This window comes from Alteromonas hispanica (genome assembly GCF_010500915.1).
Lineage (GTDB): Bacteria > Pseudomonadota > Gammaproteobacteria > Enterobacterales > Alteromonadaceae > Alteromonas > Alteromonas hispanica.
Genome location: NZ_JAAAWP010000002.1, coordinates 333,314 through 347,554, shown reverse-complemented (window position 1 = coordinate 347,554; position 14,241 = coordinate 333,314). Strand labels below are relative to the sequence as shown.

10 protein-coding genes and 1 pseudogene are annotated in these 14,241 nt (G+C 43.7%); 3 read left to right on the top strand and 8 right to left on the bottom strand.

What is annotated here, in order from left to right; all coding sequences use genetic code 11:
• Positions 1-5: 5 nt before the first annotated feature.
• Positions 6-983: a ketopantoate reductase family protein gene (locus GTW09_RS04475; RefSeq protein WP_163110417.1), complete on the top strand. Its 978-nt coding sequence runs from the start codon at positions 6-8 to the stop codon at positions 981-983.
• A gap of 56 nt (positions 984-1,039) precedes the next feature.
• Here the strand turns inward: GTW09_RS04475 and lysS are convergent, their stop codons facing one another.
• Entirely contained in the window at positions 1,040-2,590 is a 1,551-nt protein-coding gene (lysS, locus tag GTW09_RS04470; protein ID WP_163110415.1) for a lysine--tRNA ligase, read from the bottom strand.
• Positions 2,591-2,613: 23 nt separating this feature from the next.
• A protein-coding gene (prfB, locus tag GTW09_RS04465) for a peptide chain release factor 2 (RefSeq protein ID WP_163110413.1) occupies positions 2,614-3,712 on the bottom strand; the annotation gives its coding sequence in 2 pieces (ribosomal slippage) (positions 2,614-3,636 and positions 3,638-3,712; 1,098 coding nt in all).
• A gap of 262 nt (positions 3,713-3,974) precedes the next feature.
• On the opposite strand from prfB, the gene GTW09_RS04460 reads away from it, so the two are divergent.
• On the top strand, positions 3,975-5,117 hold the full coding sequence (locus GTW09_RS04460; RefSeq protein WP_338024922.1) for a flavin reductase family protein: 1,143 nt from the start codon (positions 3,975-3,977) through the stop codon (positions 5,115-5,117).
• A gap of 92 nt (positions 5,118-5,209) precedes the next feature.
• Positions 5,210-6,262, top strand: a complete 1,053-nt coding sequence (locus tag GTW09_RS04455; protein ID WP_163110692.1) for a fatty acid desaturase — start codon at positions 5,210-5,212, stop codon at positions 6,260-6,262.
• Positions 6,263-6,322: 60 nt separating this feature from the next.
• Here the strand turns inward: GTW09_RS04455 and GTW09_RS04450 are convergent, their stop codons facing one another.
• From GTW09_RS04450 to GTW09_RS04425, 6 genes and pseudogenes are all read right to left on the bottom strand, one after another.
• Positions 6,323-6,772 carry a DUF2177 family protein gene (locus GTW09_RS04450; RefSeq protein WP_163110411.1) on the bottom strand — a complete coding sequence of 150 codons (450 nt, stop codon included), beginning with the start codon at positions 6,770-6,772 and terminating at the stop codon, positions 6,323-6,325.
• Between the two features lie 36 nt (positions 6,773-6,808).
• Positions 6,809-8,302 (bottom strand): methyl-accepting chemotaxis protein, encoded by a 1,494-nt coding sequence (locus GTW09_RS04445; protein ID WP_163110409.1) that lies wholly within the window; start codon positions 8,300-8,302, stop codon positions 6,809-6,811.
• 62 nt (positions 8,303-8,364) lie between these two features.
• Positions 8,365-9,228 carry a type 2 periplasmic-binding domain-containing protein gene (locus tag GTW09_RS04440; RefSeq protein WP_163110407.1) on the bottom strand — a complete coding sequence of 288 codons (864 nt, stop codon included), beginning with the start codon at positions 9,226-9,228 and terminating at the stop codon, positions 8,365-8,367.
• A gap of 90 nt (positions 9,229-9,318) precedes the next feature.
• A complete protein-coding gene (locus tag GTW09_RS04435) occupies positions 9,319-9,795 on the bottom strand; it encodes a hypothetical protein (RefSeq protein WP_163110405.1) in 477 nt (158 codons plus the stop codon).
• Entirely contained in the window at positions 9,746-12,640 is a 2,895-nt protein-coding gene (locus GTW09_RS04430; RefSeq protein ID WP_338024921.1) for a ligand-binding sensor domain-containing protein, read from the bottom strand. The genes GTW09_RS04435 and GTW09_RS04430 overlap by 50 nt, the downstream gene beginning before the upstream one ends.
• Positions 12,641-12,792: 152 nt before the next feature.
• A pseudogene (locus tag GTW09_RS04425) lies at positions 12,793-14,012 on the bottom strand (endonuclease/exonuclease/phosphatase family protein).
• Positions 14,013-14,241: the final 229 nt, after the last annotated feature.

Here is a 14,241-nt window from a genome sequence, read left to right as displayed (position 1 = left end):
CCAAGATGGCACAACTGCATATTGTAGGCTGTGGTGCCATAGGCAGCTTGTTAGCCGCAGGTGCCGAAAAGCACAACGTGAATTACAGCCTTTACCCTCGCTCTGCAGTCTCTGCAGATATTCCTGGTAGTGCGGTATGGTTGGACGGAAAAACTTTTTCGCTAAATGGTTCTGTCCTCCCTCCTCAGTCATTAAGTGCCAATGATGTGTTAATTATTCCTCTTAAGGTGTATCAGCTAGAAGAGGCGTTAACGCAATGGCTGCCATTTTTAAACCAAAAACCCGTTGTCGTATTACTTCACAACGGTATGGGTGGGCAAGAAATCGCTCAATCGCTACTTGGTGATCACTACCCGCTGCTTCTTGCTACAACCAGTCATGGAGCACTAAAAAAGCGCACTAGTCGTAATGTATCCCAAGTGATCTTTACCGGCAGTGGTTCTATAACAATCGGCAGTAGTCAGCCTGAAAGCATTGATATCGTTACGGACTTAGATAACCTTGAAAATAGCAAAAACAAACTAATAGTAGCCTGTGACTTGCTAACTCGTGTTTTGCCTCCCGTGACGATTTCAAATGACATTTTGTATGCGTTGTGGAGCAAGTTAGCGGTAAATGCAGTCATCAACCCTTTAACCGCACTTAACGACGTGCCGAATCGCGCTATTTGCGATGAATGCTACAGTGAACTTCGACATCAAATATGTCAGGAATTTGTGGATGTAGCAGCGTCGTGCGGGCAGCGTTTTGATCTCCGGGCTATAAAAAACACTGTGCTTGAAGTGGCAACCGCCACGGGGAATAACTTCTCGAGTATGCACCAAGATATTAAGTACAAACGCCAAACAGAAATAGACGCAATTAATGGTTATATTGTGACTATGGCAAATAAAAAAGGCATTAGTGCAAGCACCAATGCCCTTCTTGTTCAACGCGTAAAAGCCCTGAGTGCCAATACTCGTTTAATTACGTCTCAGCGTTAAACGTTATATCGAACAAGCGCGGCTAGATTAACCACCCGCGCTGCATTCAATGCATTTTATTCAGCTTCTTTTGTTGCCTCAGGCTTCATATGAGGGAACAAAATTACGTCTTTAATGGTTGAGCTATCGGTAAACAGCATAGCTAGACGGTCGATACCAATACCTTCACCTGCCGTAGGCGGTAGGCCATACTCAAGCGCACGAATATAGTCATCGTCAAAGTGCATGGCTTCATCATCGCCTGCATCTTTTTCTTCAACCTGTTTCGCAAAACGCTCAGCCTGGTCTTCTGGGTCGTTAAGCTCGCTAAAGCCGTTCGCTAATTCACGTCCGCCTACGAAGAACTCGAAACGGTCAGTAATGAACGGGTTGTTGTCGTTACGACGTGCAAGCGGCGATACTTCCCACGGATATTCAGTAATAAACGTAGGCTGTTCAAGCTTCTCTTCAGCTGTTGCTTCAAAGATTTCACACAGGTATTTACCCGCGCCCCAAATACCGTCAACCTCAGGCTCTTTGATGTGAAGCTGCTTCGCCATGGCTTTTAGCGAATCTAGGTTTGCCTCTGGATCGCGAATGGCCGCTTCATCGGCTTCAGGCCAGTATTTTAGAATAGCATCGCCCATGCTCAAGCGTTCAAACGGCTTACCAAAATCATACTCTACTTCAGACGTGACATTACCCTCAGCGTCTTTCGTAGTATTCTTGATTATGCTGGTGCCAAGAATATCTTCTGCCAATGTGCGCAGCATATCTTCGGTAAGGTTCATCAGGTCATTGTAGTCTGCATACGCCTGGTAGAACTCAAGCATGGTAAACTCTGGGTTATGACGAGTTGAAAGGCCTTCGTTACGGAAGTTACGGTTAATTTCGAACACGCGTTCAAACCCACCAACGACCAAGCGCTTCAAATAAAGCTCTGGGGCAATACGCAAGTACATATCAATGTCTAGCGCGTTGTGGTGAGTAACAAATGGCTTCGCAGTAGCGCCACCTGGAATAACCTGTAGCATTGGCGTTTCTACCTCTAGGTAGTCACGCTTGGTCAGATAATTGCGAATACCGTTCACAATTTTACTTCGGATCATGAAGGTTTTACGGGTTTGCTCGCTGGTGATCAGATCTACATAGCGCTGGCGATATTTAGTTTCCTGATCACTCAAGCCGTGGAACTTTTCTGGCAGCGGACGAAGCGCTTTGGTAAGCAGTTCGTATTGCTCCATATTCACGTAAAGGTCGCCTTTACCTGATTTGTGCAAATCACCCGCTACGCCAATAATGTCACCAATATCCAACGCACCGTATTTAGCTTTAAGGGCTTTTTGCGTGTCTTTGTCAGCATAGGCCTGAATGCGCCCAGTCATGTCTTGAAGCAACATAAATGGACCGCGCTTTGCCATTATACGGCCAGCAATACTTACCTTGTTACCCTGCTCTTGCAGAATTTCTTTATCGAATTCACCGAACTTAGCCTGCAACTCATCAGCGTAATTTTCGCGACGAAAGCTGTTTGGAAAGCCGTTGGCACGGCACTGTTCGCGAATAGCGCTTAACTTTGAACGGCGCTCAGCAATTAATTTATTATCGTCAGTTTGTTGGTCAGTCATAACCTTTCACTTCGTTGTTCGGTCTACAGCCCTGATTTCAGGCTAGCTTCAATGAATTTATCCAGACCGCCGTCTAGCACGGCCTGAGTGTTGCGTGTTTCAACGCCGGTACGCAAATCTTTTATGCGAGAATCGTCTAAAACGTAAGAGCGTATTTGACTCCCCCACCCAATGTCAGACTTACTGTCTTCCATTGCCTGTTTTTCAACATTTTGTTTCTGCAGTTCAAACTCATACAGTTTAGCTTTCAACTGCTTCATAGCCTGATCTTTGTTTTTGTGCTGCGAGCGGTCGTTCTGACATTGCACCACAATACCCGTTGGCTCGTGAGTAATACGCACCGCTGAATCTGTTCTATTAACGTGCTGTCCACCTGCGCCAGAAGCACGGTAAGTATCAATACGCAAATCCGAAGGATTGATATCGATATCGATATCATCATCGACTTCAGGATAAACAAAGGCTGAAGAAAACGATGTGTGTCTTCTGTTGCCCGAATCGAATGGCGATTTACGTACAAGGCGATGAACGCCTGTTTCTGTGCGCAGCCAGCCAAAGGCATACTCGCCTTGTATCCGTAATGTCGCACTTTTTATACCTGCTACGTCGCCGTCTGACACTTCGATGAGCTCGGTTTTGAAACCATGAGCTTCACCCCAACGAAGATACATACGTAGCAGCATATTGGCCCAATCTTGTGCTTCTGTACCGCCAGATCCTGATTGAATGTCAATGTAACAATCATTCTCATCGTTAGGACCAGAAAACATGCGCCGAAACTCTAATTTCTCTAGCGCTTCTAGCAAACTATTGAGTTCGCTCTGCGCCTCTTCAAAAGTTTCCTCGTCTTCGGCTTCAACGGCCAGTTCAACAAGACCTTCCACATCGTCGGTGCCCTGATCTAAATTGTGAATAGTTTCCACAATTTGCTCTAGTGCTACCTTCTCTTTCCCCAGCGCTTGAGCCTTATCTGGCTCATTCCACACGTCTGGGTTTTCAAGTTCTCTACTTACTTCTTCTAAACGCTCCGACTTTGCATCAAAGTCAAAGATACCCCCTAAGCGCGTCGGTGCGCTCGCGGATGTCTTTTATCGCATTAGTAACCGGGTTAACTTCAAACATAGTCCGCTTATCAATTAAAAATTAAGACCGCGGATATTACCGAATTTAGCGCAATTTTGATAGAGCCCCTCTTAAATAAGCGGCAAATAAGACAGAAATTACACTGCATATTTACATCTGTTCACACCGATTAATTTTGACTATTTAATAAACACCCTATTGCTTTTTATTTATTTAAGCTTACACTTGTGCGCCGAGTGAGCGTACAAGTGTACGCAAAACTGAAATACAAAGACTATAAATAAAGAGCGCAAAAGCAATAGTGAAAACATTAATAAACAAAGCCACATCAATTTTCTTCCACCATTCAACGTGGGCGGGATATTGGGAAACCGTGGTTCAATCTATCAAGCCATCGTGGCGAGATGGCTATTATCGAGCTCGGGTAAAATCGGTATCGCCTCTTGATGAGACAACATTGCAGCTTACCCTTGCTCCACAAAAAAAATGGCCAAGTCATTGTGCAGGACAACATATTTCAATAACGCTTGAAATAAACGGGAAACTGGTAAGCCGCGTGTTTACCATTGCAAGTGGTCAAAGCAGCAGAAATACGTCTGGCGATATCCGACTTGTTATTCGCACGAAAAAAGACGGCGCCTTAACACCTTATTTAGGCTCCCTGTCATGTAATGACTGGGTCAATATTTCTGCGCCTATGGGTAACTTCCTTTTCCCGAATGAAAGTAGGCCCAGCGACAATCGTTCTGCACTCGCCAACACTCACAATGCTGCGCATTCACAAGAACCCCAAAAACGCGCCTCATCTATTTTGATGATAGCTGGCGGTTCTGGCATTACGCCCTTCATAGCTATGCTCGACGATATGGCGTTAATGACCCACACCAAACCTACTGTGCATTTGTTGTATTTCGCCAAGGAAAATGAACACCTACTTACAGACGAGCTGGAAGTTTATCAGCGTAAAAATGGAAACTTTAGCTACCAGCTTCTTAGTCGACAGCAAGACGGAGATGTAGAAAATCATTTAGCTGAACACGCTAATTCTCACTGGATGGTATGTGGCCCTCAGTCACTATACGAAGACGTTGCCCGCATGCAGTTAATCACCAAGACGCCATTGGATAGCGAACATTTCGCCGCTTTTCCCACAGTCTCTCTAAATGACGTTTCTCAGAAGAGTGACGAAGCTACCTCTTTCTCACTCACCCACAACGGTAATACGCTATCAGTAAACAATCAGCAAACCTTGCTTGAGCAATTGTTAGAAGCGAATCAGCCCGTGACCTATGGCTGCGGAATGGGAATTTGTCATCAATGTCAATGTGTGAAAAAGCGCGGGGTAGTTCGCGATACTCGTACTGGGGCACTGTCTGATAGTGCAGAACAATTAATTCAGCTTTGTGTGTCACAAGCGGTCACGGATTTGGAGCTTCAAGCATGATAACAACAAGTAATAAAATTGCCATTAACGATACGTTCATTTCACAAGAAAAGGCATCGGCAAGTACCAGTGACGTTGCCCCGACTAAACACATCTCAACACCCAATTATGAAAAATTAGCAGAACAACTGGACGGGGTTAAAATTGAAATAAAAAGCAAACTTGGTGAGGAAGATGCAGTCTATATTCGACGCGTTATTTTAGCCCAGCGAGCGTGTGAATGGACGGGTAGAATCTTCCTCTTTTTAGGGTTTCTTCAGCCTCTTCTATGGGTTTTTGGTGTGCTGAGTTTAGCGACTGCTAAAATTTTGGACAATATGGAAATTGGCCACAATGTTATGCACGGTCAATACGACTGGATGAACGATAAGCATATCAACTCAAAAGCATACGAATGGGATATTGCCTGTGATGGCTCAAGTTGGAATAGAGTTCATAATTACGAACACCACACCTACACAAATATCATAGGCAAAGACAGAGACTTTGGTTACGGCTTACTGCGTTTATCGAATGACTTTCGCTGGCGGATAAAAAATCTGTGGCAGTTTGTTACCTACATTCTGTTAAGTGCACTGTTTCAATGGGGCGTGTCGTACCATGAAATGGCAGCAGAGCGGGTATTTTTTGGTAAAAAGAAAGATAATCGCAAAAACCAAATATCACATTCAGAACTAAAGCGTCGCTTTTTTAGTAAAGGAGCCCGCCAATTAGTTAAAGATTATGTATTATTTCCTGCATTGGCTGGCCCATTCTTTTTGTATGTTTTCACTGGTAACTTAGCGGCTAATTTACTGAGGAATTTATGGACGTCTACCATTATCTTCTGCGGGCATTTCACCGGTGATGTGCAAACTTTTAATGCCGAAGACTGTGTGAATGAAACCCAAGGGCAATGGTATTACCGACAAGCACTGGGGTCTTCAAACATAAAAGGCGGCAAACTCTTTCATGTGCTGACCGGCCACTTGAGTTTTCAGATAGAGCATCATTTGTTCCCAGATATCCCTGCACGCCGATACAGAGAGATGGCCCCAAGAGTGCAGGCTATTTTTAGAGATCATGGCATGCACTACAACACGGGCGGATTTTTTAAGCAGTACGCAAGCGTGCTTAAACGTATCTTGCGCTACTCATTTCCGTAGCCCAGCTTATTTTCTCAGCGCTGGCTAATTTCGTAGCGCTGGCTAATTTCGTAGCGCTGGCTAATTTCCGTAGCGCTGCTTATAGTTTCGTAGCGCTGCTTTGAACCCTAACCAGCCTGCCATTGCGCTAGCGCTGGTTAGGAATGTACCCCACGCCCAATCTATAAGCATAATAAACAAAGTAAACCCGTCGATAATGCTATATGCGGTAAGATTATAAGCACCGTAACTCGCAAGACCCAGTAAGGCACCATCAATTCCGGCATATAACAGCGACTTGTCACGGTTTGCTACTACTGCTAGCACAAACACAACAAAGCCATACATTACATAAAATACCAACCATGGCCACGTTATAAACTGTGATCGCAACAGTGGCGCCATTTCAGTTTGATACCAGCTGTCAGCGATAATACCTAACCAGAGAAAATCGAGAACGCCAAAGCATATAAAGATAGCTAACAGCGAGACAACAATGTTTTTTGCAAAATGAACGATATTGCTAAGCAAGACATCACTTCCAGTGTTTATTGGGTAATAAGAAATCTACACCTTAAAACTGTTCAAGTCTTGTTTAATACGTTGACTCAATACACTTAATTGCTCGGTTAATACCGTTGATGACTTCGCATTTTTCGCCACATCGTTGGTTAGTTCATTTATTGAAGACACTTTGGTATTAACGTTGGTTGTCACCACGCTTTGCTCTTCGGTTGCAGTCGCCACCCCTGAATTCATATCATTAATGATTTGTATATTGCGGATAATATCTTCAAGAGCTGCTATCGCATGTGATGACTCTTCGATTGTATCCCCTAACCTATCTTTCGTGGTGGACATTAATACATTTGCCCCTTCGGATGAAGTTTGTAAATCGTTAATAATAACTTCGATTTCTTTTGTAGAGTCTTGAGTGCGTTGCGCAAGCGCCCGCACTTCATCGGCCACTACGGCAAACCCGCGACCTTGCTCTCCGGCTCTCGCCGCCTCAATGGCTGCATTAAGAGCCAATAAGTTAGTTTGCTCTGCTATGCCCTTTATTACAGTAAGCACTGTATTAATCAGCTCACTTTTTTCTTTTAATTCCGAAATTTTAGTCGAAGTCTCGCCGATACTTTCACCCAAACTGTGAATATCATCCACGGTTTTCTGAACTATCTGATTACCCGAACTTGCCAACTGATTACAGCTTTTGGTTTTATCCGACGTTTGCACCGCATTATGAGACACCTCTTCAGTAGCTTTAGACATCTGGCTTAAAGCAGCCGATACTTCCTCAATTTCGGCTAACTGAAGCTGAGTTTCAGTCACATTGTTGTCAGAGTGAGTTCTTATCTGTTCGGCACATACCGAGAGACGCTCTGCGTTTTCGACAATATCTTTCACTAGCATTTGTAAGTTCGCTACAAACTTATCGAAGGTACTTGCCAACTCGCCCACTTCATCATTCGTTTGAGTATTTAAGCGCCGCGTAAGATCTCCTCCGCCTTGAGCAATCTCAGACATTGCTTCTGACACTTTACTTAAAGGCGCAATCACATAGCGTGATAAAACAACCCAATTGGTAGCGCCTAGAGCAGCAATTAAAACCAAGCCTATAAATAAAAACATCCACTTAGCTGAGGACAAGAGCGCTTGGTTGGTGTCTAAAAGGTAGGAGACTTGAAGATAGCCTATTTCTTTTTTACCCTCCCACGTGATCGCAACTTTCGCTTTGCTGATATCGTGTGGCTGCGCATCAGCCTCTTTATCTACGGCGTTCGCAATCGCCTTTCCTCTGTGATCAAAGGCCTCGATTTTCAGTATGTGAGGATATGCCACAAAGGAAGTCAGTATGTCTTTGGTTAGCTCGTTGTCGTATGCAAATATCGGTTCTTGCATAACAATGGACAGCGCTTGGTTCGTGTCGCGCATATCTTTTTCTAACTGCTCCTCAAAATACTGACTGGTAGCAAAGTAACCAAACCCAAACACCACTACCATCACAGCAAGTGAAACGAGCGAAAGGGTAACCATGGATTTTTGTTTTATCGATTGCATGTTTTCATCCGTAAATTTACTTAAACAACTGAACTCGTATTAAGTGTTACTCTAAGAGACCATTATTTTAAGTTTTCTATATCTAACCAAAACTCGTCTCTATTTAGCGGTGTATCAGGATGTAGATGAGGATTACCCACTCTAAAAACGGTTCGCTGGGCAATATTTGCCTTTGTGAGCACATCCTGAATCATGGAGTTACTGAAAAAGAGTTCGTCGTAACTTCCGTCTTCTATCGCCATTTCAAACCCACGGTATATGAGGTTATGCAGTCTTTTGTCATTCTTATTGACGTAGAAATACATGGCATAGGGGTAAACCAACATAACATTGCTATCCACAACTAAGTCGAGATCTTTGTGATTTTCAGCTTCTATAAAGGGTTCGTGGAGGGCTCTCGGAAAGTAGTCAAACCGCCCACCCTCTAACATTGGAAATAAGTTTTTATATTTAATGGTTGTAACCGTTGGTATATCGGCACTCTTTAGAATTTGTGTGTCGCCCCAAAACCGTCCTTGTCCAGCTTCAAATTCCAGCAGATCTTCAAACGTTTGAATAGTGGCAAAACGCGCTTTGTCTTGCTCGCGAATTAAGAAAATGCGGTGTCCAAGCAGCCCTTTTAAAACAGGAATGCGCACGGCCTGAAGACGATCATCTTTTTCTTTGTCGCCACCAGACCACATGACATCGACACTTTCCGATTCAACTTCACTGACTAACTGCGCCTCATTGAGCACTTCAGGTAAGGTTGATAAGCTTATTGATGGCGCACTTTTACTAAGCGCAAGCGCCAAAATATCGTAAAGGATTTGCTCCTTTTCCCCTTGCACTTTGGGCACCACTATCGTTTGTGCATTTACTGAGAAGAGAAAAGCAGAGAGGAGATAACTGAGTAGTAAACAAAATGTCTGTCGCCGTACCTTCATTAATCAAGCTTCCGTTTGAAATAAATACAATTTTGCAATCATAGTACAAAGATGGCAACTTCGCGCTTTGAGACCAGAAAAACGTCACTTTTAATCTACGCACAACGTCGGTTCGACTATACCGTTAGACATATACGCATGACATCCGAACAGATTGGTAGATTGCAGGCACACCCCTTCCTGCCGAGTCCCAGGCTCAGCATCTACAGCTTGAACTACGCAAGCAACCTCGCATTGAGTACTATCTGTACACGCTTTCCCCGCATCGTTTGCAGGAAGAACACAAGACTCATGCTGTTGCATTCCCAGCTTTTTCCACTCACCACCTTCCTCTTCGCATACCTTTTTGTGTGGAATAGCGTACGCTCTTTGAACCAGTGGTAAGTTTGGATCGACAACATGCTCTATTTTCTCTATGTCTTCTGCCAATAACGCAGGCGGTGGTTTCGCTCCGCAAGCGGTAAGCGTTAATAGCAACACGTAAGAAAGACCGATTATCTGACAAGAAATGTAAAAATTACGAATGCTTGTAAACGACAACCTGATCTCGTCCTTGTTGTTTTGCATAATAAAGAGCCTGGTCTGCATGATTAAGAAGCCGGTCATAATCGCTAGCAAGGTTTATATCTGCTAACCCTGCACTCACAGTAATAGTTAGGTTGTTAGCAATGTAACCGAAATCGTGTTTTTTTATCTTTCTTCGAATACTTTCTAACTGATCGAGCGCTTGGTCCGTGTCGTGACGGGACAACAATATGGTAAACTCTTCGCCTCCCCACCTAGCGCATAAAGCATCATGGGGAATCGAATTTGCAATCAAAGATGCGACTTCTTTTATTACTTGATCTCCTACCATATGAGAATAACAGTCATTTACCTGTTTAAAGTGGTCAATATCGATAATGGCCAAGCAAAGTGAGTAACTGCTGGTTTTTGCCAGCCTAAATAGGTCAAGCGCGTGTTTGTCGAAAGCTCTTCTATTGGCAATACCAGTTAATTCATCATGAGTTGCTTGATACTCGAACTGCCGCGTCTGTAATTCAAGCGACTTTGTCTGCTCCGACACTCGCTTTCTCAGTATTGATTCGGTTCTTTTTAAATGGTGAAAGCGCAATCTGAATGCTAACCATATAAGCCCGCATAAAGTTATTACGATCACAATTTTAAATATATAAGTTTGTGTAAACCGCGGTTGTACACTTAATACAAGGGGCACATCAACCTCTTGCCAATCACCGTCAGGGTAACGAGCCCGCACTTTAAAAAAGTAGTTGTTTGGCGATAAATTAGTATATTCAGCTATTCTTACCTGTCCGCGAGCTGACCAACTATCGTTATACCCCTCTAGAATTGTCTGATATTCGATTCGCGATGGCATCGCATACCCTAAACCTGCATATTTAAAAGTAATACGTTTCGTATCTGGGGAGACTATAATTGGACCATCGCCTTTGAATGATGAGACAACATGCCCATCAAGCTGAACTTCTTCTATAGTAACTGGTATAGAAAAGCTATTTATGCGCGCTAGGCTTTGTGATGTAGTGTTTGCAAGACCTTTTGCTGATGCCAGCCACACGTTATCGCTTTCGCTTATGAAGAGTGACGGTTGTGATCCTCCATTGATTTGCCTGCTTTTAAGGCCATCTTCCTCTTTGAAATGTTCAAGCCGCAGCTGACTTTTTGAGCGATTTATACTCGCTAAAAGATCTTCGCGAGATGTTAAAAACACGCCTTGATTTGACGTAATCCAAGCGTTTCCTCGCTGATCGAAGCCAATGGCAAACACTTTATCCACCGGCAAACCTTGCGATTTTCCTATGAAAGTGACTGCTTGGGAAGCAAAGTTAAAACACGCAACGCCTCGGTCTGTTGCCATCCAAATACCATCCGTATCGGCATGAAAGCTAAACGCATACTGTGCGTCAGATGTTTCAGGAAAAGTAAGGTTATGCACAACGCTGCTCTCAATGTACGCAACACCCATTCCCGTAGCAATCCATATACGACCGAACCTATCTTCGGCAAGCCCCATTATAAAATGTGCAGGCAAACCATCATTTTCGTTATAATGAAGTAGGCTTCCGTCAAGCGACTGGCTCGTCAAGCCCTGCGCAGTGCCAAACCAGATACGTCCGTCTTTAGCCTTTAAAATAGCGCGTACTTCGTTACTTGGCAGACCATTTGAGCGGTCTAAAAACGGAATTAACTCACCGTCTCGGTACAGTAAAACACCATCTGTGTAGGTGCCGACTAATACAGATTGACTGTCACGATTGGCTAAGCTTAATATGGATATGGGACGACCTAGCGGCGACGAAACCGATTGGAACTTCTCATTTTTTAATATATCAAGCCCGCTACTGCTCCCCACTAAAACTGAATTATCATCAACTTCTAACACCGCTCTTATGTAGTCACCACTTAAGCCTTGATCTTTTGTGAATGTAGTGAATGGGGCACGACGCAAACTGAAAAGACCGCCGTTAGTCCCTACCCAAACAGTGCCTTCAACGTCCTCAAGTAAAGAGAAGATGCGATTATTTGGGAGGCCTACTTTGGCGTCAAGTTTCTCAAGTCCTATTTGACTTAATCGGTAAACGCCATGATTAATGGTACCAATCCAGATACTGTTTTGACTATCAAGCAAAATACTGCTGACAGATTCATTAACTAACCCGCTGTGAAGAACTGAAAATCCAATCGCGGTATGTCGCCAAACCCCTTGCTCTGTGCCTACCAATACTCGGCCACTTTGATCTAATGCGAGGGTAAAGGTGGGTCCTGCGAGCGCTTCATGGGTCGGCGAAGCCAATTCGATTTTACCCTCACTGTAAAGGTATAAACCGATATTTGTAGCAACCCAAATTCGCTTATCCTTATCCTCGATTACGCGGTAAGCGCTAGTATGTGTTAAGTATCGAGATTCGCTTCCGTCAGAAAATCTGACTTCAAGGCCAGCATCCTCAAGAGCCAGCCATACTGAATTATCACTACTCTCAAAGGCATGATTAATCATAGAGCTCGCTGGTTTTTGCGCATTCCAGCGACGATCTTTTAACACAGTAAACCCACCTCTGCTTCCCGCTACCAACATCTCATTATTTTTAGGAGGAGTGAAAAGGCTGCGAATACCAGAATCGGGCAAACCGGTATTTTCACCCCGTGTGTAAATATCAAATGTTGCACCATTATACCGCGCTAACCCTTCCCATGTTCCAGCCCAAATATAGCCATCTGACGTTTGAGCTAGCGCATTGATACTGTTGTGAGGCAAGCCGCTCTGAGTATTCCACGTTTGTGGAAAATATCGGAAAAGAGGAACAATATCCGAAGCCCTCGCTAAGCTGCTTGTCGGCAAGGAAGAGACAATTGCGGAAAATAAAAACAACGAGAAAGAAAAATACTTCACGGGATGCTCTTTTGACAACGCCAAATTAGTCATTAACGTATTCAAAATAACGTAACTGAAAAATACTGGCTAGCTTTATCTGATCATTTATTACAGCTTTTTCCTTAAACATGTTGAACTTTGCTGTACATTTTTATAGCGCTCCACACGTCCTAGGGTAATGAAATTGACGCCCACACTAAACGATGGTCTGAGCTTGCATTTCTGTTCTCTATAAGCCTATAAAGTTCGCTGCTTTTTGTGGGCCAAAACACGCCCCCCCCTTAATGTTAAGCCCTTTCGATGGCAATACATAGTCTACCCTCGCCCCCCAGCTTGCCGTAAAGCGGTCGCTATATTCACTGTCGAAAGATTCTGCAGCGCCCAGACTTTTAGGCACAATGTCACTTGCCACCAGCGGGTGATTTATTAATTGTTCAATGACACCTGGTCGATATTTATCTCCCGTGTCTGCCGCATTAAAATCGCCCATTAATATAAAGTTGGCACCCGCCTTTAAGCTTGCCTTTTCAAGTTTGTCATCATAAATGTATGCCCCCTTATCTGGAGAGAGGTAATCGGCCATAAATCGAATTTCATCGTGATTGCGTTTGCCGTTCCTGTCCTCTGCCCCGTCGAAGGTAGGAGGTGTTGGGTGCATTGCCAAAATATGAATAGTTTTACCATCAACCAACACAGGTACATCCCAATGAGATTTTGAACTCAACCTAAGCTCAGCCCATTCTTTTTCGTTGTACCAAGGCCTAGCATTGGGCGTGCCCTCTAAACCATCTGGCATGAACGGTTTTTGCGGATGAGGCATATGATGCCATTTAAAACGCTGGAAAGTGCGTATGCTCTCTTCTTCTATTGGATACTTCGACAAAATGGCCATGCCGTAGTGCCCATAATATAGCCCAAAACCTTGTGCGTCGCCGCCAATCTGTTCTTTCTTGCCGTTGTTATCAAGGTCGAAAGGCGTAGCTACACCCGTATTCACTGGCGCTATATAGCTGTAGGGATAATCCACTGCACGCTGTCCATATTGAGAAATATTCAAGTAGTTTGCAATAAAAGCATCAATACCCTTGGCTTTATCTTCGATATAATCGAACTCATTTAAAAGCAGTACATCCGGGTTCACTCGTTGAATAATTTCAGCAATATTTCGAACTTGGGGGTGCTCTCCAGTACTCAACACATGCTGTAGCACCTTAATACCAAACAAGGGCTCTTGCGGTGAAGTCGTAAATTGGGTGCCTGTCTTTTTTGCATTAGAAAGTAATGCTGTGTAGTTGCCAGACTCCATACTTACATTAAAAGTGGCTACTTTTAATGTTGTCTGTGAAAAACACAGTGGCGATACGATTAACAACTGCACTAGTAATAGCATCGACAATGTAAATACCTGAATCCGTCTCACTCATCGCCTCTTTAAATTTATACAGAATGCACCTTTTGCTTATAACAATACCAAACTTTTTTATCACTCCCAATTAATGACCAAAACAGCAGAAAAGCAATTACCCGCAAAAAAAATTTATATAATAGAATAATATCGCACACTAACTATCATTTTTAGAAAAATAAGAAAAAAAGACTCATCAACCACTGCTAACCTG

Excerpts from the sequence above, each read along its gene's own strand:
- GTW09_RS04475 (WP_163110417.1), top strand. The coding sequence starts at position 6 with ATGGCACAACTGCATATTGTAGGCTGTGGTGCCATAGGCAGCTTGTTA.
- lysS (WP_163110415.1), bottom strand. The coding sequence starts at position 2,590 with ATGACTGACCAACAAACTGACGATAATAAATTAATTGCTGAGCGCCGT.
- GTW09_RS04445 (WP_163110409.1), bottom strand. The coding sequence starts at position 8,302 with ATGCAATCGATAAAACAAAAATCCATGGTTACCCTTTCGCTCGTTTCA.
- GTW09_RS04440 (WP_163110407.1), bottom strand. The coding sequence starts at position 9,228 with ATGAAGGTACGGCGACAGACATTTTGTTTACTACTCAGTTATCTCCTC.
- GTW09_RS04435 (WP_163110405.1), bottom strand. The coding sequence starts at position 9,795 with ATGCAAAACAACAAGGACGAGATCAGGTTGTCGTTTACAAGCATTCGT.